Annotated in this window: 15 protein-coding genes; 9 read left to right on the forward strand and 6 right to left on the reverse strand. The window is 65.7% G+C overall.

The genetic code is table 11. From position 1 onward, the window contains the following. Positions 1-61: 61 nt before the first annotated feature. Positions 62-1,618, forward strand: coding sequence for a TerC family protein (locus tag BLV15_RS07575; RefSeq protein ID WP_090226165.1), 1,557 nt, complete (start codon positions 62-64; stop codon positions 1,616-1,618). A gap of 57 nt (positions 1,619-1,675) precedes the next feature. Here the strand turns inward: BLV15_RS07575 and mscL are convergent, their stop codons facing one another. After that, positions 1,676-2,110 carry a large-conductance mechanosensitive channel protein MscL gene (gene mscL / locus BLV15_RS07580; RefSeq protein WP_090226169.1) on the reverse strand — a complete coding sequence of 145 codons (435 nt, stop codon included), beginning with the start codon at positions 2,108-2,110 and terminating at the stop codon, positions 1,676-1,678. A gap of 116 nt (positions 2,111-2,226) precedes the next feature. Next, entirely contained in the window at positions 2,227-2,973 is a 747-nt protein-coding gene (locus BLV15_RS07585; protein ID WP_090226172.1) for an EAL domain-containing protein, read from the reverse strand. A gap of 155 nt (positions 2,974-3,128) precedes the next feature. On the opposite strand from BLV15_RS07585, the gene BLV15_RS07590 reads away from it, so the two are divergent. Beyond that, positions 3,129-3,407, forward strand: a complete 279-nt coding sequence (locus tag BLV15_RS07590; RefSeq protein ID WP_090226175.1) for an HP1242/YdcH family protein — start codon at positions 3,129-3,131, stop codon at positions 3,405-3,407. Positions 3,408-3,548: 141 nt separating this feature from the next. Beyond that, a complete protein-coding gene (radA, locus tag BLV15_RS07595; RefSeq protein ID WP_090226178.1) occupies positions 3,549-4,913 on the forward strand; it encodes a DNA repair protein RadA in 1,365 nt (454 codons plus the stop codon). 13 nt (positions 4,914-4,926) lie between these two features. On the opposite strand, the gene BLV15_RS07600 is transcribed toward radA, so the two are convergent. After that, the gene (locus tag BLV15_RS07600) at positions 4,927-5,295 is read right to left on the reverse strand and encodes a PilZ domain-containing protein (RefSeq protein WP_090226180.1); all 369 of its coding nucleotides are present in this window, start codon (positions 5,293-5,295) and stop codon (positions 4,927-4,929) included. Between the two features lie 325 nt (positions 5,296-5,620). Between BLV15_RS07600 and BLV15_RS07605 the strand changes: the two genes are divergently transcribed. The 3 genes from BLV15_RS07605 to yjiA all read left to right on the forward strand — a co-directional run bounded on the left by BLV15_RS07605 (position 5,621) and on the right by yjiA (position 9,057). Further along, entirely contained in the window at positions 5,621-7,687 is a 2,067-nt protein-coding gene (locus BLV15_RS07605; protein ID WP_090226183.1) for a carbon starvation CstA family protein, read from the forward strand. A gap of 10 nt (positions 7,688-7,697) precedes the next feature. Further along, the gene (locus BLV15_RS07610) at positions 7,698-7,901 is read left to right on the forward strand and encodes a YbdD/YjiX family protein (RefSeq protein WP_090226186.1); all 204 of its coding nucleotides are present in this window, start codon (positions 7,698-7,700) and stop codon (positions 7,899-7,901) included. Between the two features lie 169 nt (positions 7,902-8,070). Next, positions 8,071-9,057 (forward strand): GTPase, encoded by a 987-nt coding sequence (yjiA, locus tag BLV15_RS07615; protein WP_090227398.1) that lies wholly within the window; start codon positions 8,071-8,073, stop codon positions 9,055-9,057. A 51-nt stretch (positions 9,058-9,108) separates the two neighbouring features. Here yjiA and mqo read toward each other — a convergent pair whose 3' ends face one another. From mqo to BLV15_RS07630, 3 genes are all read right to left on the reverse strand, one after another. After that, positions 9,109-10,752, reverse strand: a complete 1,644-nt coding sequence (gene mqo, locus BLV15_RS07620; RefSeq protein WP_090226188.1) for a malate dehydrogenase (quinone) — start codon at positions 10,750-10,752, stop codon at positions 9,109-9,111. Between the two features lie 424 nt (positions 10,753-11,176). After that, entirely contained in the window at positions 11,177-12,430 is a 1,254-nt protein-coding gene (gene glyA, locus BLV15_RS07625) for a serine hydroxymethyltransferase (protein ID WP_090226190.1), read from the reverse strand. Between the two features lie 161 nt (positions 12,431-12,591). Further along, positions 12,592-16,812 (reverse strand): bifunctional diguanylate cyclase/phosphodiesterase, encoded by a 4,221-nt coding sequence (locus BLV15_RS07630; protein ID WP_407072444.1) that lies wholly within the window; start codon positions 16,810-16,812, stop codon positions 12,592-12,594. Between the two features lie 328 nt (positions 16,813-17,140). Between BLV15_RS07630 and ettA the strand changes: the two genes are divergently transcribed. From ettA to siaB, 3 genes are all read left to right on the forward strand, one after another. Then, positions 17,141-18,808: an energy-dependent translational throttle protein EttA gene (gene ettA / locus BLV15_RS07635; RefSeq protein WP_090226193.1), complete on the forward strand. Its 1,668-nt coding sequence runs from the start codon at positions 17,141-17,143 to the stop codon at positions 18,806-18,808. Between the two features lie 149 nt (positions 18,809-18,957). Further along, on the forward strand, positions 18,958-20,949 hold the full coding sequence (gene siaA / locus BLV15_RS07640) for a biofilm regulation protein phosphatase SiaA (protein WP_090226195.1): 1,992 nt from the start codon (positions 18,958-18,960) through the stop codon (positions 20,947-20,949). Positions 20,950-20,977: 28 nt separating this feature from the next. Continuing rightward, a complete protein-coding gene (gene siaB / locus BLV15_RS07645; RefSeq protein ID WP_090226198.1) occupies positions 20,978-21,520 on the forward strand; it encodes a biofilm regulation protein kinase SiaB in 543 nt (180 codons plus the stop codon). Positions 21,521-21,539 lie beyond the last annotated feature (19 nt).

Consider the following 21,539-nt stretch of genomic DNA (forward strand, 5'->3'; position numbering starts at 1 on the left):
CCCGCCGGACCCTTTACCGATCGCCCTTCCACCCCTTCGCCCGCCGCGGAGGATCGTACTGATGGAATGGATCGCCGATCCCACGGCCTGGCTGGGCCTGCTCACGCTGATCGTCCTGGAAATCGTCCTGGGCATCGACAACCTGGTGTTCATCGCCATCCTCGCCGACAAGCTGCCCCCCGAGCAGCGCGACCGTGCGCGGCTGATCGGCCTGTCGCTGGCGCTGGTCATGCGTCTGGGCCTGCTGGCGAGCATTTCCTGGCTGGTCACCCTCACCGCACCGCTGTTCGAGGCCTACGGTCACTCGTTTTCCGGACGCGACCTGATCATGCTGTTCGGCGGCATCTTCCTGCTGTTCAAGGCGACCATGGAGCTGCACGAGCGCCTCGAGGGGCGTACCCACGTGCAGCAGGGCGCGCGTGCCTACGCGGCCTTCTGGCCGGTGGTGGCGCAGATCGTCGTGCTCGACGCGGTGTTCTCGCTGGACGCGGTGATCACCGCGGTGGGGATGGTCGAACACCTGCAGGTGATGATGATCGCCGTGGTGATCTCCATCGGCCTGATGATCATCGCCAGCAAGCCGCTGACCACCTTCGTCAACGCCCACCCGACGGTGATCATGCTGTGCCTGGGCTTCCTGATGATGATCGGCTTCAGCCTCACCGCCGAAGGCCTGGGTTTCCATATTCCCAAGGGCTACCTGTACGCGGCGATCGGCTTCTCGATTCTCATCGAGTTGTTCAACCAGCTCGCCCGCTGGCGCCGCAAGCGCCACCTGCAGGGCCGTCGCAACATCCGCGAACGCACCGCCCACGCCGTGCTGCGCCTGCTCGGCGGGCGCCGGCTGGATGCCGAGGAGGTCGACGAGGAGATCGCCGACATGCTCGATGCCGGCGACGGCGAGGCGGCGCTGTTCGGCCGGCGCGAGCGGGTGATGATCAGCGGCGTGCTGAACCTCGCCGAACGCTCGATTCGCACGGTGATGACCGACCGCATGCGCGTCGCCCACCTCGACCTGCTGGCGCCGCCGGAGGAGCAGCGTCGCAGGCTGCTGGATTCCCCCTATTCGCGCCTGGTGGTGGCGCGCGGCGCGGCCATCGACGAGCCGCTGGGCTACGTGCAGAAGAAGGAATTGCTGCGCGAGCTGCTGCAGGGCGAACAGCCCGATATCGAACGCCTGGTGCGCGTGCCGATCAACCTGCCGGAGAGCTGCTCGGTGCTCAACGCGCTGGAGCAGATGCGCCAGGCATCCACCCACGTGGCCTTCGTGGTCAACGAGTTCGGCCATTTCGAGGGGCTGCTGACGCTCACCGACATCCTCGAGTCGATCGCCGGCGAGCTGCCTGATGCCAGTGAAGTGCAGGGGCCGGACATCCTCGAGGCGGACGACGGCTATCAGGTCAGCGGCGCGCTGAACCTGGCGGTGCTGCGCCGGCGCCTGGGCTTCCAGGCCAGCGCCACCGACGATTACCAGACCCTCGCGGGCCTGGCGATGAGCCTGCTCGATCGCCTGCCGGTCAGCGGCGACCGGCTCGAGTACGCGGGCTGGCAACTACGCGTGCTGGAGGTGAAGGACCGGCGCATCGCCCGGCTGGAGCTGCGGCCGCCGGCGGCCTGAGTCTCCAGGAATGAAAACGGCGCCCGAGGGCGCCGTTTTCATTTCATCGCGGACTGCTCAGAGCGGCGGTTTCGTGTCGATCACCGGGCTGCGCTGCTCCTTGAGGATGTCGCGAATCTCGGTCAGCAGCACCTCTTCCTTGGTCGGGGCCGGCGGCGCGGCCGGTTTGACCTCTTCGTGCTTGCGCAGCTTGTTCATCATCTTGACCGCCATGAAGATCGCGAAGGCGACGATCAGGAAGTCGAACACCGTCTGGATGAATTTCCCGTACGCCAGCACCACCGCGGGCGCATCGCCTTGCGCCGGCTTGAGGATCACCGCCAGGTCGGAAAAATCCACGCCGCCGATCAGCAGGCCCAGCGGCGGCATGACCACGTCGCCGACGAACGACGAGACGATCTTGCCGAACGCGGCGCCGATGATGATGCCGACGGCCATATCGACGACGTTGCCTTTCATGGCGAATGACTTGAACTCTTGGACAAAGCTCATGGGCTGCTCCTTCTGATCGGGGAAACGGATTCTCCGCACCCGGGGCGCTGGCTCCGGGCGCGGACATGCAAGGTGTTAAGAGGGACTGCACTCCAAGCCCGGCAGTTCCGGTGGAGTTAAGGCCAGTTTACGTCGGGAAGCGCCTCGAAGGCGGGTTTGGCGAACAGATAGCCCTGGTAGAGGTAGATTCCCATCGCCTTTAGCGCGGCATATTCCCCGGCGGTTTCCACGCCTTCGGCGATCAGCTCGATACGCAGTTTGCGGCAGATCTGCGCCACGCTTTCCACCAGCACCTGGCGCACGGCGTCACCGTCGATGCCGCGCAGCAGCTGCATGTCCAGCTTGATCAGGTCGGGCTGGAAGTCGGCGAGGAGATTGAGGTGCGCATAGCCGGCGCCGAAGTCGTCGATGGCGGTGGAGAAACCCATCTTGCGATACGCGCGCAGGATGCCGGCCAGGTGGTCGAGGTTCTGCACCTGTTCCTGCTCGGTGACCTCGAAGATGATCCGTTGCAACGGGAAGTCCAGCTGACGGGCGGTTTCCAGGGTCGCGCGGATGCAGGTCTCGGCCTTGTACACGGCGTTGGGCATGAAGTTGATCGACAGCTTTCCCGGCAATGGCAGCCGTGCCGCCTGGCGCAGCGCGGTGATCCGGCACAGTTGGTCGAAACCGTAGCGGTTGGACGCATCCACCTGCTGCAGCACGCTGCCCGCGCCCTCGCCGGTGGGGCCGCGCACCAGCGCCTCATGGGCGAAAATGCTGCGGTCGCGAACATCCACTATCGGCTGGAAGGCCATGCTGATCGGCTGCTCGAAAGACTCTCCTTCGCGACAGGCGGTGCAGCGTGAGAGGTCGTTGTTCATCGGGGCTCCAGGGGCGGCGAGCAGTCATTCCGGTAGACGCGGAGGGCTGCGACAAATTCACTTGCAGAGGGCTTGAATGGGTTTGATCGGGGTCAAGGGCGGACGAGTAGCGGTGGTTTACGTTGCGCCAAATTTTCAACTATGGAAGCGCAATCATGCACATCGAATACTATTCTCAGCCCAGTGAGTTCGATCGGCAACGTTCCGATTCCCTGAAACTGCGCAAGGCCAACCCGCGTTTCGCCCGCCTGGCCGACCAGTTCGACGACGTCGACAAGCGCATCCTGCGCGTCGAGAGCGGCGTCGAGAAACTCGATGACACCCAGCTTTCTGCATTGAAGATGCAGCGTGTCGGCCTGCAGAAGGACCTCAGCAGCCAGTTGCGCAAAGCCGCCGGCGAGTGCTGCAACTGCGGCAAGGCCTGCAGCGCCTGATTCCAGCGCAAGCCTCCCTCCAGCCCGGACCGAGCGATCGATCCGGGCTTTTTTGTGGCCGGAGATTGCCTGCCGGCCCTGCGCGCGGTCGAGGCATGCGCAGCGGTTATGATGGCGCATTCTTTTTCGTGGGAGTTCTCCATGGCCAAGGCCAAGCGCATGTACGGCTGCACCGAGTGCGGCGCCACTTTCCCCAAATGGGCCGGCCAGTGCGCGGAATGCAACGCCTGGAACACGCTGGTGGAAACCATGGTCGAGGGCGCACCGTCCTCGACCTCCGGGCGTGCCGGCTGGGCTGGTGAACAGGCCCAGCTCAAGACCCTGGCCGAAGTCAGCATCGAGGAAATGCCGCGTTTCTCCACCGCCTCCGCGGAGCTCGACCGGGTGCTCGGCGGGGGCCTGGTGGACGGTTCGGTGGTGCTGATCGGTGGCGATCCGGGTATCGGCAAGTCGACCATTCTGCTGCAGACGCTGTGCAACATCGCCGCGCGGTTGCCGGCGCTGTACGTCACCGGCGAGGAATCGCAGCAGCAGGTGGCGATGCGCGCGCGGCGCCTGGAGCTGCCGCAGGACAAGCTCAAGGTGATGACCGAAACCTGCATCGAGTCGATCATCGATACCGCGCGGCGCGAGCGGCCCAAGGTGATGGTGATCGATTCGATCCAGACCATCTACACCGAGCAGCTGCAATCGGCGCCCGGCGGCGTCGCCCAGGTCCGCGAGAGCGCGGCGCTGCTGGTGCGTTTCGCCAAGCAGAGCGGCACGGCGATCTTCCTGGTCGGCCACGTCACCAAGGAGGGTGCGCTGGCCGGGCCGCGCGTGCTGGAGCACATGGTGGATACCGTGCTGTATTTCGAGGGCGAGTCCGACGGCCGCCTGCGCCTGCTGCGCGCGGTGAAGAACCGCTTCGGCGCGGTCAACGAACTGGGCGTGTTCGGCATGACCGACAAGGGCCTGAAGGAAGTCTCCAACCCCTCGGCGATCTTCCTCACCCGCGCCCAGGAGGCCGTGCCCGGCAGCGTGGTGATGGCCACCTGGGAAGGCTCGCGGCCGATGCTGGTGGAGGTGCAGGCGCTGGTCGACACCAGTCACCTGGCCAACCCTCGGCGAGTTACCCTCGGCCTCGACCAGAACCGACTGGCGATGCTGCTCGCCGTGCTGCACCGGCACGGCGGCATCCCGACCTATGATCAGGACGTGTTCATCAATGTGGTTGGCGGGGTCAAGGTGCTGGAGACGGCGGTCGATCTGGCGCTGATGGCCGCGGTCATCTCCAGCCTGCGCAACCGGCCGCTGGAGCATGACCTGCTGGTGTTCGGCGAGGTCGGCCTGTCCGGCGAGATCCGCCCGGTACCGAGCGGTCAGGAGCGCCTGAAGGAAGCCGCCAAGCACGGCTTCAAGCGCGCCATCGTGCCGCGCGGCAATGCGCCGAAAGAGGCGCCGCCGGGCTTGCAGGTGATCGCGGTGACGCGCCTGGAGCAGGCGCTGGATGCGTTGTTCGAATAGACGGGCGGCGGCCTTACACCCCGCCCAGAGCCGCCAGCTCGCGCTCGAGCAGGGCTTCGTCGCCGAGGTTCAGTTCGACCAGCCGGCGCAGGTGGCTGATGGAGTCGAGGTCGATGTGCTGGCAGATGAATCCCAGATAACCGCCCTGCTCACGGGCCAGGCGCATTTCCATGTGCACCTGGATATCGCCACCCAGGTCGATCAGGGCGCGGAACGGCTGTTCCGGATCGCCTGACCATTGAGCCGGCTGCTTTATCAGCAGCCCATGCAGGGACACGTCCTGTAATGCGCCCACCCAGCGCTGATCGCCCTGGGCAATCTCGGTCACGGCGTCGAATGCGATGCGCTGGAAACGCCGACGTTCGTTGTTATCGCTAGTCATCTCGGGCTCCTCGGGTTTTCCACACTATAGCGACCCTGCGGCCAACCTGCGCGGCCGGTCGATCGCGGGTGTGAACGGTGCCGCGTGCCTTCCGTCCGAATGGACCTCGCGGTGGCTCAAGGGCGGGGCTCGCGGATCATCGGAAAGGCTTGTGCTCCGCGCCCAGGCCGGCAACACTTCGGCCCGTCGTTTCGCTTACTGGCAACAGGCGCGGGCGACAGCCAGGATCATGCTGCCGCGCGTAGCGATTTGGTCGAATAGGGATTTGTTCGGGCCGGGTCTAGACTGTTGCGGCAGTCGTCAGTTCTCTCGTTGGGAGTCCCTCATGAACAATAACAATAGCCTCCTGCGCCATCTGCCTTGGGCAGTGCTGGCCGTGGTGGGCGCGTGTGCCCTTGGTGTCGTGGCCCTGCGCCGCGGTGAAGCCATCAATGCCTTGTGGATAGTCGTGGCGGCGGTCGCCCTCTATCTGGTCGCCTATCGCTACTACAGCCTGTTCATCGCCAACCGCGTGATGCAGCTGGACCCGACCCGTGCGACGCCGGCGGTGCTCAACAACGACGGTCTGGACTACGTTCCGACCAACAAGCACATCCTCTTCGGTCACCATTTCGCCGCCATCGCCGGCGCCGGCCCGCTGGTCGGCCCGGTGCTCGCGGCGCAGATGGGCTACCTGCCCGGCACGCTCTGGCTGATCGCCGGCGTGGTGCTCGCCGGCGCGGTGCAGGACTTCATGGTGCTGTTCATTTCCACCCGTCGCAACGGCCGCTCCCTGGGCGAGCTGGTGCGCGAGGAAATGGGCCAGGTGCCCGGAACCATCGCGCTGTTCGGCGCCTTCCTGATCATGATCATCATCCTCGCGGTGCTCTCGCTGATCGTGGTGAAGGCCCTGGCCGAAAGCCCGTGGGGCATGTTCACCGTGATGGCGACCATCCCGATCGCGATGTTCATGGGCCTCTACATGCGCTATATCCGCCCCGGCCGCATCGGCGAGATCTCGGTGGTCGGCGTGGCCCTGCTGCTCGGTTCGATCTGGCTCGGCGGGCAGATCGCCGCCAGCCCCGAGTGGGCGCCGCACTTCACCTTCACCGGCGTGCAGATCACCTGGATGCTGATCGGCTATGGCTTCGTGGCCGCCGTGCTGCCGGTCTGGCTGATCCTCGCCCCGCGCGACTACCTGTCCACCTTCCTCAAGATCGGCACCATCATCGCGCTGGCCATCGGCATCCTGGTGGTCATGCCCGAGCTGAAAATGCCGGCGCTGACCCAGTTCACCGACGGCACCGGCCCGGTGTGGAAGGGCACTCTGTTCCCGTTCCTCTTCATCACCATCGCCTGCGGCGCGGTGTCCGGCTTCCATGCGCTGATCTCTTCGGGCACCACGCCGAAGCTGCTGGCCAACGAATCCCACGCCCGCTACATCGGTTACGGCGGCATGCTGATGGAGTCCTTCGTCGCCATCATGGCCATGGTCGCCGCCTCGGTGATCGAACCGGGTGTGTACTTCGCCATGAACAGCCCCGCGGCCGTGGTCGGCGGTGACGTTCAGGCGGTTGCCGCGACGGTCAGCAGCTGGGGCTTCGCCATCACCCCGGAAGCCTTGCAGGCGGTCGCCCACGACATCGGCGAGAACACCATCCTGGCCCGCGCCGGCGGTGCGCCGACACTGGCCGTGGGGATCGCGCAGATTCTCCACAGCGTGCTGCCGGGCGAGAACACCATGGCGTTCTGGTACCACTTCGCGATCCTCTTCGAGGCGCTGTTCATCCTCACCGCGGTGGACGCCGGCACCCGTGCCGGGCGCTTCATGCTGCAGGACCTGCTGGGCAACTTCGTGCCGGCGCTGAAACGCACCGAGTCCTGGACCGCCAACGTCATCGCCACCGCGGGTTGCGTGGCGATGTGGGGCTGGCTGCTGTACCAGGGCGTGATCGACCCGCTGGGCGGGATCAACACCCTGTGGCCGCTGTTCGGCATCTCCAACCAGATGCTCGCCGGTATCGCGCTGATGCTCGGCACCGTGGTCCTGATCAAGATGAAGCGCCAGCGCTATGCCTGGGTGCCGATGATTCCGGCCCTCTGGCTGCTGATCTGCACCACCACGGCCGGCATGATCAAGCTGCTCGATCCGAACCCGGCGGTCGGCTTCCTCGCGCTTGCCAAGAAGTACCAGACCGCGCTGGACGCCGGCCAGGTCATCGCCCCGGCCAAGGACATCACGCAGATGCAGCACGTGATCTTCAACGCCTACACCAACGCGACCCTGACCGTGCTGTTCCTGTTCGTCGTGCTCAGCGTGCTGTTCTACGCGATCAAGGTCGGCCGCGCCGCCTGGGTCAAGCCCGAGCGCAGCGACCGCGAGGCACCGTTCCAGCCGATCCCGGACGCTTGAGGAGACGCCCATGTTCAATGACCTGAGTCGTATGGGGAAATACCTCGGACAGGCCGCCCGTATGCTGGTCGGCATGCCCGACTACGACACCTACGTCGCGCACATGGGCAGCAAGCATCCCGATCTGCCGGTGATGAGCTACGAGGCGTTCTTCCGCGAACGCCAGGAGGCGCGCTACGGCGGCGGCAAGGGGCGACCCATCCGCTGCTGCTGAGCCCGCCGCGCCAGGCCGCGTGCCTGGCGCGACCGGCGATTCCGATGTGTCCGCGCGCCACGCCTCGTCGTGGCGCGTTCTTTTTCAGGGTGGATGACGGCTTGTTCATCCGCCGGTCAACCGCTCGGTGGATCGAGAAGGCGTGATCCACCCTCCGCAGGACGATCCGATGTCATCCATACCCACCTCTGTCCCCATCCCTGTAACCGTACTCAGCGGTTTTCTCGGTGCCGGCAAGACCACCCTGTTGCGCCACATGCTGGACGCCGAGCACGGCCTCAAGCTGGCGGTGATCGAGAACGAGTACAGCGACACGCCGATCGACAGCCAGTTGCTCGGCAGCGAGCCGGTGCAGGTGATGACGCTGGCCAACGGCTGCGTCTGCTGTTCGATCCATGTCGAGCTGGAGAAGGCGCTCTATCTGCTGCTGGACAAGCTCGACAGCGGCGAACTGGCGTTCGACCGGTTGGTGATCGAATGCACCGGCCTGGCCGACCCGGCGCCGGTGGCGCAGACCTTCTTCGCCGGCGACGAGCTGTGCGAGCGCTACGTGCTCGACGGAATCGTCACCCTGGTGGACGCCGCCAACGCCGCGCGCCACCTGCAGGAAACCATCGCCCAGGCGCAGGTCGGGTTCGCCGACCGCATCCTGCTGAGCAAGACCGACCTGGTGGATGCCGCCGCTGTCGAGGCGCTGGAGCAGCGCCTGCAGCGGATCAACCGTCGCGCGCCGATCCGCGTGGTCGAGCATGGCCGCATCGATCTTGCCGAACTGCTGGACATCCGCGGCTTCAACCTCAACGCCGACATCGGCCCGTCGTTGAGCCTGCGCCCGCTGACGCCCGCCGGCGCGACACCGGACCGTATCGCCACGCTGGTGCTCAGGAGCGAGCGGGCGCTGGACATCGACCGGCTCAGCGCTTTCATGGAGCGCTTGCTGGAGACCCACGGCAACTCGCTGCTGCGCTACAAGGGCGTGCTGGACATCGCCGGCGAAGACCGTCGGATGGTGTTCCAGGGCGTGCTGCGCCTGTACGGCTTCGACTTCGACAGCGAGTGGGGCGCCGACGAAAAGCGCGAGAGCGTGATCGTGTTCATCGGCGACAACCTGCCGCAAGACGAGATACGCCAGGGGTTCGCCGAACTCGGAGCATAAAAAAACAGGCTCGCGAGGGAGCCTGTCTGTTTCAACCGAACGAGCTGGCGATCAGAGTGCCATGTCGCTTGCCGCGTCTTCCTTGCGCGGCGCTTCGTCCCCGCTCGGAGTCGGCGCGACGCTGGCCTTGTTGACGGGCGGCGGCGTGGTCAGCTGCAGGACACCCGCGGTGTAGTTCCATTCCTCGGCCACGCGATCCGGGCTGTCGTTGAGCTTGGTGCCGTAGCTCGGCACGATCTGGCGGATCTTGGCTTGCCACTCGGGCGTGGCGACCTTGTCCTTGAACACCTTCTCCAGCACGCCCAGCATGATCGGCGCGGCGGTCGACGCGCCCGGCGAGGCGCCCAGCAGGCCGGCGATGCTGCGGTCTTCGGAGGCGACGATCTCGGTGCCGAGCTTCAGCACGCCGCCTTTATCGGCATCGCGCTTGATGATCTGCACGCGCTGGCCGGCTTGCCACAGACGCCAGTCTTCCTTCTTCGCGTTGGGGAAGTACTCGCGCAGGGCGGCCATGCGGTCGTCGTCCGACAGCATCAGCTGACCGGCGAGGTACTCGACCAGCGGGTACTCGGCGATGCCGACCTTGGTCATCGGCCAGACGTTGTGGGTGTTGGTGCTGGTCAGCAGGTCCAGGTAGGAACCCTGCTTGAGGAACTTGGTGGAGAAGGTGGCGAAGGGCCCGAACAGGATCACGCGCTTGCCGTCGAGCACGCGGGTGTCCAGGTGAGGAACCGACATCGGCGGTGCGCCGACCGACGCCTTGCCGTAGGCCTTGGCCAGGTGCTGCTGGGCGATCGCGGGGTTCTCGGTGACCAGGAACGAGCCGCCGACCGGGAAGGCGCCGTATTCGCGCGCTTCCGGAATGCCGGACTTCTGCAGCAGGTGCAGCGCGCCGCCACCGGCGCCGATGAAGACGAACTTGGCGTCGGTCTGCGTCTCGCTGTTGTCCTTCAGGTTCTTGTAGGTCACGCGCCAGGAGCCGTCCTGGTTGCGCGTGATGTCCTCGACTTCGCTGGACAGCTTGAGCGAGAAGTTCTCCTTGCTCTGGAGGTTGGCGACGAACTGGCGGGTGATTTCGCCGAAGTTCATGTCGGTGCCGATCGGCGTCCAGGTCGCGGCGATCTTCTGCGTCGGGTCGCGACCTTCCATCATCAGCGGAACCCACTGCCTGATCTGCGCCGGGTCCTCGGAGTACTGCATGCCGCTGAACAGCGGGCTGGCCTGCAGCGCCTCGTAGCGCTTCTTCAGGAAGGCGATGTTGTCGTCGCCCCAGACGAAGCTCATGTGCGGGGTGGAGTTGATGAACGAGCGCGGATTCTTCAGCACGCCCTGGCGAACCTGCCAGGACCAGAACTGGCGCGAGACCTGGAACGACTCGTTGATCTCGATCGCCTTGGAGATGTCGATCTTGCCGTTCTTGTCTTCGGGGGTGTAGTTCAGCTCGGCGAGGGCCGAGTGGCCGGTGCCGGCGTTGTTCCAGCCGTTCGAGCTTTCCTCGGCGACGCCGTCCAGGCGCTCGACCATTTCCATGGTCCAGCCCGGTTCCAGTTCGTTGAGCCAGATGCCCAGGGTGGAGCTCATGATGCCGCCGCCGATGAGCAGGACATCGACCTTCTTCGCCTCTTCGGCGAAGGCGGACGGGGTGCCCATGACGATCGCAAGGCCAAGCAGGGCAGGATTGAGTTTCTTGAACATCTTCAGATTCCCATAGTGAACGAGCATCCACGCCAGCCTGACGGGCATCAGCCTCGCTCGCTCACGATGGTCTGCGCGGACATGGCCGCATCGACTGGACATGGACATATGGAGGTCGGCGTTCGCCTTGCCTCCAACTTCCTGTCTCTCCCGCGCTGACTTGTTGTTCGTCGTTGGAATCTGCTGCTTGAGTGACATTCTGTGTGCTGGATCGGGCTGCACGCCTGTCGATCAGCAGGTTCTGTGCGGCCACCGGGGGTGAGGGTGCGACAAAACAGCGCAGGATCATATCACGTCTCGCAGTTGCCGCGCTCCCGGCAGCGCCGCGTGCCCCGGGGCCCGGGCGTCGCCTCCCGCGCCCTTGCCCGAACGGCGGGCAAGAAAAAGCCCGGCATCGGCCGGGCTCTTCTGTCGCGGTTGCGGGTTACTTGCCGTAGACCGGCAGGCGCGTGCAGATCGCCTTGACCTTCTCGCGCACGCTGGCTTCGATGCCTTCGTCGCCGAGGTTGCCCAGCAGGTCGCAGATCCAGCTGGCCAGTTCGCGGCAGTCGGCTTCGACGAAACCGCGGGTGGTCACGGCCGGGGTGCCGATGCGCAGGCCGGAGGTGACGAAGGGCGAGCGCGGATCGTTGGGCACCGAGTTCTTGTTCACGGTGATGTGGGCACGGCCGAGGGCGGCGTCCGCGTCCTTGCCGGTGATGTCCTGCTTGATCAGCGAGAGCAGGAACAGGTGGTTCTGCGTGCCGCCGGAAACCACGTCGAAGCCGCGCTCGATGAACACTTCGGCCATCGCCTGGGCGTTCTTCACCACCTGCTGCTGGTAGGCCTTGAACTCAGGCTGCAGGGCTTCCTTGAAGCACACCGCCTTGGCCGCGATCACGTGCTCCAGCGGGCCGCCCTGGGCGCCCGGGAACACGGCGGAGTTGAGCTTCTTCTCGATCTCGGCGTTGGCCTTGGCGAGGATCAGGCCGCCGCGCGGGCCGCGCAGGGTTTTGTGGGTGGTGGTGGTGACCACGTCGGCGAACGGCACCGGGTTCGGGTAGACGCCGGCGGCGACCAGACCGGCCACGTGGGCCATGTCGACGAACAGGTAGGCACCGACCTTGTCGGCGATTTCGCGGAAGCGCGGGAAGTCCAGCACCTGCGAGTAGGCCGAGAAGCCGGCGACGATCATCTTCGGCTTGTGCTCGAGGGCCAGGCGCTCGACTTCGTCGTAGTCGATCAGGCCGTTGCCGTCGATGCCGTACTGCACGGCGTTGTACAGCTTGCCGGAGGAGGACACGGAGGCGCCGTGGGTGAGGTGACCGCCGTGGGCCAGGCTCATGCCGAGGATGGTGTCACCGGCCGAGAGCAGCGCCAGGTAGACGGCCGAGTTGGCCTGCGAGCCGGCGTGCGGCTGGACGTTGGCGTAGTCGGCGCCGAACAGTTCCTTGGCGCGGTCGATGGCGATCTGCTCGACCACGTCGACGTACTCGCAACCACCGTAGTAACGCTTGCCCGGATAGCCTTCGGCGTACTTGTTGGTCAGCACCGAACCCTGCGCTTCCATCACCGCCGGGCTGGTGTAGTTCTCCGAGGCGATCAGCTCGATGTGGTCTTCCTGGCGCTGGGCTTCCTGCTCCATGGCGGCGAAAAGCTCGGCATCGAAGCGGGCAAGGGTCAAATCTCGGCTGAACATGGCAATCCCCTGGATCGTCTGGGAGGTGGTGGAGAGGCGCGAATTCTACCTGAAGCCACGCGGGCTGACACATGAGGCGGCGTCATGCGCTGGACGAGCGGGGTTCATCCACGCGCGACGGATACCGCGACGGCCGTGCGGCGGCCGTCTGCGGCGGGGCTTCAGCTGAGCACGAAGAGCGCCGCGCCGCTGAACATCGACTCGAACTGCGCGGCCGGCATCGGTCGGCCGAACAGGTAGCCCTGCACTTCGTCGCAGCCGTGCTGGCGGAGGAAATCCAGCTGCGCCTGGGTCTCGACGCCCTCGGCGATCACCGAGAGGTTGAGGCTGTGGGCCATGGCGATGATCGCGCGGGCGATCTGCGCGTCCTGTTCGCCCTCCGGCAGGCCGTCGACGAAGCTGCGATCGATCTTCAGCACGTCGATGGGGAACTGCTTGAGGTAATTCAGCGAGGAGTAGCCGGTGCCGAAATCATCCACCGCGATGCACAGGCCAAGGCGCTTGAGGTTGTCGAGGATCTGCATGGTCTCGGCGACGTCGCGCATCAGGATGCTCTCGGTCAGCTCCAGTTCCAGGCAGGCGGCCGGTACGCCGCTGTCCTTGAGGATGCAGGCGATGCGCTCACCGAGCTGGCCGTCGGAGAACTGCCGCGCGGAGAGGTTCACGGAAATCTTCGGCAGGCGCACGCGCGCCTGGTGCCAGGCCTTGAGCTGGCGACAGGCTTCCTTGAGCACCCAGTCGCCGACCGGCACCACCAGGCCGATTTCCTCCAGCACCGGGACGAAGTCGTTCGGCGGCACCAGCCCGCGGGTAGGGTGCTCCCAGCGCAGCAGGGCCTCGGCACCGGTCAGGCGCTTGCCGTCGCCGGACAGCTGCGGCTGATAGTGGAGGACGAACTGGCCCTGCTCCAGCGCATGGCGCAGGTCGCTTTCCAGCTCCAGGCGCTCCAGGGCGCTGGCGTTCATCTCGGCCTGGTAGAACTGGAAGTTGTTCTTGCCGCGCTCCTTGGCGTGATACATCGCGGTGTCGGCGTTCTTCATCAACTGGCTCAGTTCCTCGCCGTCCTGCGGGCTGAGGGCGATGCCGATGCTGGCAGTGACGAAGAACTCACGGCCTTCGAGGATGAACGGCCGGGAAAGGCTGGCGAGGATCTGCTCACCCACGTGGATGGCCCGTTTCAGCGCGCTTTCGCGGCAATCCTGGGCCCGCAGCAGCAGGGTGAATTCGTCGCCGCCCATGCGCGCCACGGTGTCCGAGTCGTCGCCGCAGGCGGCCAGGCGTAGCGCCACTTCCTGGAGCATGCGGTCGCCGGCGGCATGGCCCAGGGAGTCGTTGATCGGCTTGAAGCGGTCCAGGTCGAGGAACATCAGCACCACCCAGTCCTCGCGCCGTTCCGCGGACTGCAGCGCGGTGTACAGGCGGTCCTGGAACAGCGTGCGGTTGGGCAGGTGGGTCAGCGGATCGTAGTAGGCCAGGCGGTGGATGCGCTGCTCGCTGGCCTTGCGTTCGCTCATGTCGCTGAAGAAGCAGACGTAGCTGACCAGGTCCTTCTCGTCGTCGTGGACCGCGGTGATGCCCACCCAGGCCGGGTAGTTCTCGCCGTTGTGGCGCTTGAGCCAGACCTCGCCTTCCCAGCTGCCGTGCTGGTTGAGTTGGGCGAGGATGTACTGCATGTGGCCGCTTTGCTGGCTTTCCGCGGTGAGCAGGTTGGGCAACTGGTCGAGCACCTGGGCGCTGGCGTAGCCGCTGATGCGGCTGAAGGCTTCGTTGACCTGGACGATGTAGCCGGCCGGGTCGGTGACCAGGATCGCCGCGGTCGAGTGCTCGAACACCGTCGCCGCCATGCGCAGTTCCTTCTCCGCGCGGCGTTGCGGGCTGATGTCGCGGACGATGCCGAGCATGCCCTCGAAGCGCCCGTGCTCGTCCCACATCGGCATCGCGCGCAGTTCCACGGTGACCTTGCGGTCGTCGGCGCGCAGGCAGTCGAGAACGAACATCTGCATCTGGTGTTCGTTGCGCAGCTCGATCATCAGCAGCGGATTGCGCTGCGCCTCGCGGATGCGGTCGAGCAGGGCCTCGAAGCCGCCCAGCTGCGCCCGGTTGGCGATCAGGCTGCCCATGCCGTTGCGCATGATCCAGTCGGTGTCGTAGCCGAGCAGCTCGCGCACCGACGGGCTCAGGTAGTTGAGGCGCAGGTCGTCGTCGGTGGTGAAGATCACGTCGCTGATGCTCTCCGCCAGCAGGCGGTAGCGGCGCTCGCTGTCGCGCAGCGATTCGCTGGCCTCGATCTGCTCGGTGATGTCCTTGGCGACGCCGATCAGGTGCTTCACGCGGCCGTCGGGCGTCCGCGAGAGCGCCTGTTCGCGGATGCTGAACCAGTGCCAGCGGCCATTTCGATGGCGCCAGCGCAACTGCGATTCGAGCAACTGGTTCTGCCCGACGACCTGCTGCAGGGCGCGGATGCGCCAGTAGTAGTCGCTGTCGTCGGGATGCAGGATCTGCTCCCAGAAGTGCTGGCCCATGGCGCGCAGTTCCGGTTTGCTGTAGCCGAGCTTGAGGCCGAGGCTGTGGTTGCTGTAGACCACCTCGCGGCTGAGCATGTCGTGCACGTAGAGCATGTCCGGCGCCGCGCGCACCACCTCCGACCAGAACCGCTCGCGCTCGATCAGCGACAGTTCGACCTGCTTGCGGCTGGTGATGTCGCTGACGCTCAGGGTGACGGCGTGGTAGTCCTGTTCCTGCTCCGGCAGGCGCAGCACCATCCACAGGTGGCGCTCGTCCCCCTCGGGCGTGAGGATGCGGGCTTCCATCTCGAGCCGCCGTTGTCCTTCGAGCAGTGCGGCGATCAGCTGGAAGCGCAGGCCTTCGGCGTGCAGCGGCGAATCCCCGAGCAGATGCTGCCAGGCACTTTCGATGCTGTTCACACCCACCAGCTGCAGCGCCACCTGGTTCGCTTCGGTGATGCGCATCTGCGCCACCAGCTCGGCGTGACGCTGCGGGTTGGCCTGAATCCAGGCCTGCAGCGACTCGGCGTCGACGATGCCCTGGTCGCGCAGGAACGGCGGCAGGCCGGCCAGGTCGAGGACGCAGAGGGCGATGCCGGTGCCCTCGAAGATGTCCTGGTAGCGGCGCCGGGTTTCCTGCAGCACGCGCATGCTCTGCTGCTCTTCGGTGACGTCGCGCATCACCCAGACGAAGCCCTGGTGCCGCTCGCCCTCGCTCAGCTCGCTGCGGGTCACCGCGAACAGACGCGTCTCGCCGTGCTGCGCCAGCTCCACCAGGTCGGTGCCGAGGTCGCGGTGCATATCGGCGACGTTGATCAGCAGCGGGTCGAGACCGGGCAGCAGGTCGAGGATATGCAACCCCTGGGCTTCCTCGTCGCTGAGGCCGAAGAGGTCCTCGGCCTGCGGGTTGAGGTAGCTGACGCGACCGTCGGCATGGGTCAGCAGGACGCGTTCCTCGATGGTGCGCAAGGCGCTGGCGGCCTGCCGCAAGGAGCGGCGCGAGGCATCGTTCAATTCGCGCAGCGCGCGCTGCTCACGCAGCAGGCCGACCAGTGCGCCGAGTACCAGAAGGCTGCAGACGAGGAACAGCAGGAGCTTGCCGGAAAGCGCCGGCCACTGTGCCGCGCGGGCCTCGGCGGCATCGAAGAGCACCCGCAGTTGCCAGTCGCTGCCCGGCAACGGGAGCACGCGGACGCTCAGCGAGCGTTCTTCGGCGCTGAGCGGCGCGATTCGCGGGTCCGGGTTGGCGTGCTGTGAACGGCGCGCGATGGCGCGTTGCTCGACCTTATCCTCCAGCAGCCAGCCGTGCGCGTTCTGCTGCAGCAGCCAGCGGTGCATCGAGTCGCCGCTCAGGCGCAACAGCCAGTGCCCGCGCGGTTGGTCGTCCGCGCTCTGGCGCAGCACGAGGTAGACGGTGCCACCCTCGGTTTCGGCATACAGGTAGTGGAAAGGATCATCCCCGGCGCGGCGTAGCAGGGCAGGCAATGCGGCGATATCGCCCGACTCGCCCTCGGTGTCTTCCAGCAACCGGCCCTGCTCGTCCAGCCAGGCGAGGCTGCGCAGGGACGGATAGATGCGTTGCAGGTCGCCGAGCAGGCTGGGACCGCCGAGCCGGGAGAGCGGCGCGGGCCCACGCTGGTGCAGCAGCGCGAGCGCGGCGTGGGCCTTGAGGTCCATGCTGGCGGCGAGGTGGTCGGCGAGCTGGATGCCCGATTCAAGGCTGCGCTGCCGCTCACTGGCCTGGCCTTGCTGGAACTCCTGGCGCAACTGCCAGAGCAGCAGGCTCAGAACCACCAGCACCAACGCGACCAGAATGCCTTTGACCGAACCTCGCCGAGCGCCGTCGATGGCATGCGGGAGGGATGAGGGCAGCTTCAACACCGGCTATTCCTGCAAAATCAACACTATAGAGAACCGGCGTCTCCCGGAAAAAAGGCGGGCTGGCGCGGGCGGCTAGCATGCCCGGAAAGAAGGCAAACTGCCAGTATGGCCGACGAGCGTGGTTTGCCCTCGCCCGCGTGTTCCGGTAGCTTTGCCGGCACGCGCGGGGGTGACGCTGGCGCCTGTTCGGCGGCTTTCATCGAAGGTCCGGCAAGGGCTTCATCGTTAGGTTAGGCCAGCCTGCAAAATGTTCCTCGGCGAAGCCTCCCTGCTTCGCCCCAGGGCTCCCGCCCTCATCGAATCCTCTTCCAGTCCAAGGTCCGTCATGGCTCAGTACGTTTACAGCATGCACCGGGTGAGCAAGGTCGTTCCCCCGAAGCGCGAAATCCTCAAGGACATCTCGCTGTCCTTCTTCCCCGGCGCCAAGATCGGCGTGCTTGGCCTCAACGGCGCGGGCAAGTCGACCCTGCTGCGGATCATGGCCGGCGTCGACACCGAGATCGACGGCGAGGCCCGCCCGATGCCCGGCATCAAGGTAGGTTATCTGCCGCAGGAGCCGCAGCTTGACCCGACGAAGACCGTTCGTGACATCGTCGAAGAGGCCGTGGGTGAGATCAAGAACGCCCAGGCGCGGCTGGACGAGGTCTACGCCGCCTATGCCGAGCCGGATGCCGACTTCGACGCGCTGGCCGCCGAGCAGGCCAAGCTGGAAGCCATCCTGCAGGCCTCCGACGGGCATAACCTGGAGCGCCAGCTGGAAGTCGCCGCCGACGCGCTGCGCCTGCCGCCGTGGGACGCCACCATCGAACACCTGTCGGGTGGCGAGAAGCGCCGCGTGGCGCTGTGCCGTCTGCTGCTGTCGGCGCCGGACATGCTCCTGCTCGACGAACCGACCAACCACCTGGATGCCGATTCGGTGGCCTGGCTGGAGCACTTCCTCCACGACTTCCCCGGCACCGTGGTGGCGATCACCCACGATCGCTACTTCCTCGACAACGTTGCCGGCTGGATCCTCGAGCTCGACCGCGGCCATGGCATCCCCTACGAAGGCAACTACTCCGGCTGGCTGGAATCGAAGTCCGCCCGCCTGGCCCAGGAAGCCAAGCAGGAGGCCTCCCACGCGAAAGCGATGAAGGCCGAACTGGAATGGGTGCGCCAGGGCGCCAAGGCGCGTCAGGCCAAGTCCAAGGCGCGCCTGCAGCGATTCGAGGAAATGCAGTCGCAGGAATTCCAGAAGCGCAGCGAAACCAACGAAATCTACATCCCCGCCGGTCCGCGCCTAGGCGACAAGGTCATCGAGTTCCACGGCGTGTCCAAGGGCTACGGCGACCGCGTGCTGATCGACAACCTCAGCTTCAGCGTGCCGAAGGGCGCGATCGTCGGCGTGATCGGCGGCAACGGCGCGGGCAAGTCGACTCTGTTCCGCATGATCACCGGCAAGGAGCAGCCCGACTCCGGCAGCATCGAGATCGGCGACACCGTGCAGATCGCCAGCGTCGATCAGAGCCGCGACATGCTCGAAGGCAACAAGACCGTCTGGGAGCAGGTGTCCGACGGCTTCGACATGATCAAGGTCGGCAGCTACGAAGTGCCTTCGCGTGGCTACGTAGGTCGCTTCAACTTCAAGGGCGCCGACCAGCAGAAGTTCGTCAAGGACCTCTCCGGCGGTGAGCGCGGGCGGCTGCACATGGCGCTGACCCTCAAGCAGGGCGGCAACGTGCTGCTGCTCGACGAACCGTCCAACGACCTCGACATCGAGACCTTGCGCGCCCTCGAGGAAGCGCTGCTGGACTTCCCCGGCGCGGCCATCGTGATTTCCCACGATCGCTGGTTCCTTGACCGTATCGCCACGCACATCCTGGCCTACGAAGACGACTCCAACGTGACCTTCTTCGAAGGCAACTACACCGAGTACGAGGCCGATCGCAAGAAACGCCTCGGCGACGCGGCCGCCCAGCCGCATCGGGTGAAGTACAAGAAGCTGGCGCAGTAGCCGCGAGCCACGACGGAGCCGAAAGGCTCCGTCTTCGTTTGCACCAGCGTTTTCCACTGGTGGCGGTTGCTGCCTATACGGGATAATCGCCCGCGCGCATCCCATCGACCTGCATGCGCGGATCGGCCACGGCACTGAATGGAGTTCACATGGCGGCACTTGGCTTGCGCGGAAAATCGTTGCTGGCGTTACTGCTGACCTGCCTGTTGGCCCTGGGAATGGCCGGATTGGTCGGCTGGCAGGCCCTCAAGGGCGTGCAGAATCGCTACGGCGAGGCCTATGGGCGCAACGTCGCCCAGCTCAACCGGGAGAAGATCGCCGCCCCGGTATCGCGGGAGCTGGCCCTGGCGATGCGCCTGGCCGATTCGGAAATCACCCGCCAGTGGCTCCTCGACGAAAACGATGCCGCGAAACGCGCGCTGTTCTTCCGCGAAGCCGCGGGATACCAGAAGGTGTTCGCCGAGGGCACCTATTTCGTGGTTGGCGCCGAACACCTGGGCTACTACTTCAACGACAGCAGCAAGCCCTTCAGCGACCAACCGCGCTACCTGCTCAACAACGGCGACGCCAAGGACGACTGGTTCTTCCGCAGCCTCAACGACCCGGCGCCGTACAAGCTCAACGTGGACCGCAACCTGGAGTCCCGCGACCTCAAGGTGTGGTTCAACATCCCGGTCAGCGACGGCGACCGGCGCATCGGTGTACTCGGTTCGGGTATCAGCCTGTCCTCGTTCCTCGACGACTTCGTCACCGCCAACACCGCTGGCGTGCTGTCCATGGTGCTGGACGGGCAGGCGTCGATCCTGGTGCACCCGGATGAGAGCCTGGTCGCCGAGAACGCCGACGGAGCGACCGGCCGCTCGGTGGCCACCAGCATCTATGGCCAGCTCGACAACATCGACGATTCCGCTGCGGTGCGCGGCGCGCTGGCCGACGCGAAGAGCAAACCGGGCAGCGTCGAAACCCTCTGGGTGAGCATGGACGGCCGCACCCAGCTGCTGGCGCTGGCCTGGATTCCGGAGCTGGACTGGTACGTGGCCAGCGCCATCGACCTGGGCGTGGCGCAGGTCATCGAGCTGGATTCACTGGTGCCGGCCCTGATCGCCTTCGTCATCATCATGCTGCTGCTGATCGGTGGCGTCGCCTGGCTGGTGGAGAAGCGCGTGCTCAAGCCGCTGCGCCTGCTGCGCCACAGCGCTCAGGCGATGGCCGCGGGACAGTACGACGCGCCGCTGCCGGTCGATCGCGATGACGAGATCGGCGAGCTGAGCGCGGCCTTCGGCGTGATGGCGCAGAAGGTCCGCAGCCACACCAGCGAGCTGGAAAGCCGCGTGCGCGAGCGTACCCGGGCGCTGGAACAGGCCAACCGCGAGATGGCCGCCGCGCATAAGAAGATCGACGACTCCATCGACTACGCGAGTCTGATCCAGCACGCGATCCTGCCCAAGCGGCAGTTGGTCACCGCGCTCGGCGAGCGTCACGCCGTGCTCTGGCGTCCGCGTGACGTGGTCGGTGGCGATTTCTACGTCTACCGCGCCGGCGATGGCGGTTGCCTCTTCGGCGTGGTCGACTGCGCCGGACATGGCGTTCCCGGCGCGCTGATGACCATGCTCGCGCACGCCGCCATCGACCAGGCAATCGCCGATGTCGGCCTTGCCGATCCTGCCGTGGTGCTGGCCCGCACCGACCGCATTGTGCGCAGCATGCTGCGTGACGATGTCGAGCAGCCGGCTCTGGCGACCAACATGGACGTCGGCCTCGCCTACGTGGATTTCCAGACCCGCGAGGTGACCTTCTCCGGCGCCAAGATCGCCCTTTACTACAGTGACGGCGAGACGCTGGAGGAGCTGCCGGCGGCGCGCCGCGCGATCGGCGACAAGCGCGTCGGCGAATACACCAATGCGCGGATCGCCCTGCAGAGCGGGCGCACCTTCTACCTGACCACCGATGGTTTTCTCGATCAGGCCGGTGGTGAGTTAGGCTATGGCTTCGGCAACAGCCGCTTTGCCGAGATGATTCGCCGCCATGCGCGTCTTCCTTTGGCCGAACAGGGCGCCGCTTTCAGTGCGACCCTCGCCGAGTACCAGGGCGACTACCCCCAGCGTGACGACATTACGATGCTGTGTTTCCGTTTCGATTGAGAGCGTTGTCCAACCCGGAGCTTGCCAAATGGAATCCCTTGACCTTTTTGCCATGCGCGAGAGCTACAACCGCCAGCAGATAATGCTCTGCTTCAACGGTCCCATCTCGCGCAGCCTGATCGAGGAAATCGGTAATGCTTTGCGCAATTACCTGACCGCCGATCACGCGCACCCGTCCTCCGCGATGGACGTGTTCGCGGTGTACATCGAGATGACGCAGAACATCCGTCATTACACCAAGGTGAAGAACTGGTCCGATCAGGAGGCCGGTGCCACCGTGGTGGTGGCGCGCAATGACGCGGGCCGCTACGTGGTGTCCGCGGGCAACCTGATCGAATCGTCCGACGGCGAGAGCCTGATGAGCGCAGTAAAGGTGTTGGCCGAGATGGACAAGAGCCAGCTCAAGGCGATGTACAAGGAACAGTTGCGCCGTCCGCGCGACGAGAACGTGGTATCCGGTGCCGGCCTCGGGCTGATCGACATTGCCCGAAAATCCAGCGAACCCCTGCAGGCCAGCCTGCGGGATGTCGCCGGTGGCCGTGCTTTCATCAGCTTGAGCGCCGTTATCTGACATTAAGAGCACTCCGCCA

This window comes from Pseudomonas kuykendallii (assembly GCF_900106975.1).
Taxonomy (GTDB): Bacteria; Pseudomonadota; Gammaproteobacteria; order Pseudomonadales; family Pseudomonadaceae; genus Pseudomonas_O; species Pseudomonas_O kuykendallii.

Coding starts and splice junctions, on each gene's coding strand:
- BLV15_RS07575 (WP_090226165.1), top strand. CDS start 62: ATGGAATGGATCGCCGATCCCACGGCCTGGCTGGGCCTGCTCACGCTG.
- mscL (WP_090226169.1), bottom strand. CDS start 2,110: ATGAGCTTTGTCCAAGAGTTCAAGTCATTCGCCATGAAAGGCAACGTC.
- BLV15_RS07585 (WP_090226172.1), bottom strand. CDS start 2,973: ATGAACAACGACCTCTCACGCTGCACCGCCTGTCGCGAAGGAGAGTCT.
- BLV15_RS07590 (WP_090226175.1), top strand. CDS start 3,129: ATGCACATCGAATACTATTCTCAGCCCAGTGAGTTCGATCGGCAACGT.
- radA (WP_090226178.1), top strand. CDS start 3,549: ATGGCCAAGGCCAAGCGCATGTACGGCTGCACCGAGTGCGGCGCCACT.
- BLV15_RS07600 (WP_090226180.1), bottom strand. CDS start 5,295: ATGACTAGCGATAACAACGAACGTCGGCGTTTCCAGCGCATCGCATTC.
- BLV15_RS07605 (WP_090226183.1), top strand. CDS start 5,621: ATGAACAATAACAATAGCCTCCTGCGCCATCTGCCTTGGGCAGTGCTG.
- BLV15_RS07610 (WP_090226186.1), top strand. CDS start 7,698: ATGTTCAATGACCTGAGTCGTATGGGGAAATACCTCGGACAGGCCGCC.
- yjiA (WP_090227398.1), top strand. CDS start 8,071: ATGTCATCCATACCCACCTCTGTCCCCATCCCTGTAACCGTACTCAGC.
- mqo (WP_090226188.1), bottom strand. CDS start 10,752: ATGTTCAAGAAACTCAATCCTGCCCTGCTTGGCCTTGCGATCGTCATG.
- glyA (WP_090226190.1), bottom strand. CDS start 12,430: ATGTTCAGCCGAGATTTGACCCTTGCCCGCTTCGATGCCGAGCTTTTC.
- ettA (WP_090226193.1), top strand. CDS start 17,141: ATGGCTCAGTACGTTTACAGCATGCACCGGGTGAGCAAGGTCGTTCCC.
- siaA (WP_090226195.1), top strand. CDS start 18,958: ATGGCGGCACTTGGCTTGCGCGGAAAATCGTTGCTGGCGTTACTGCTG.
- siaB (WP_090226198.1), top strand. CDS start 20,978: ATGGAATCCCTTGACCTTTTTGCCATGCGCGAGAGCTACAACCGCCAG.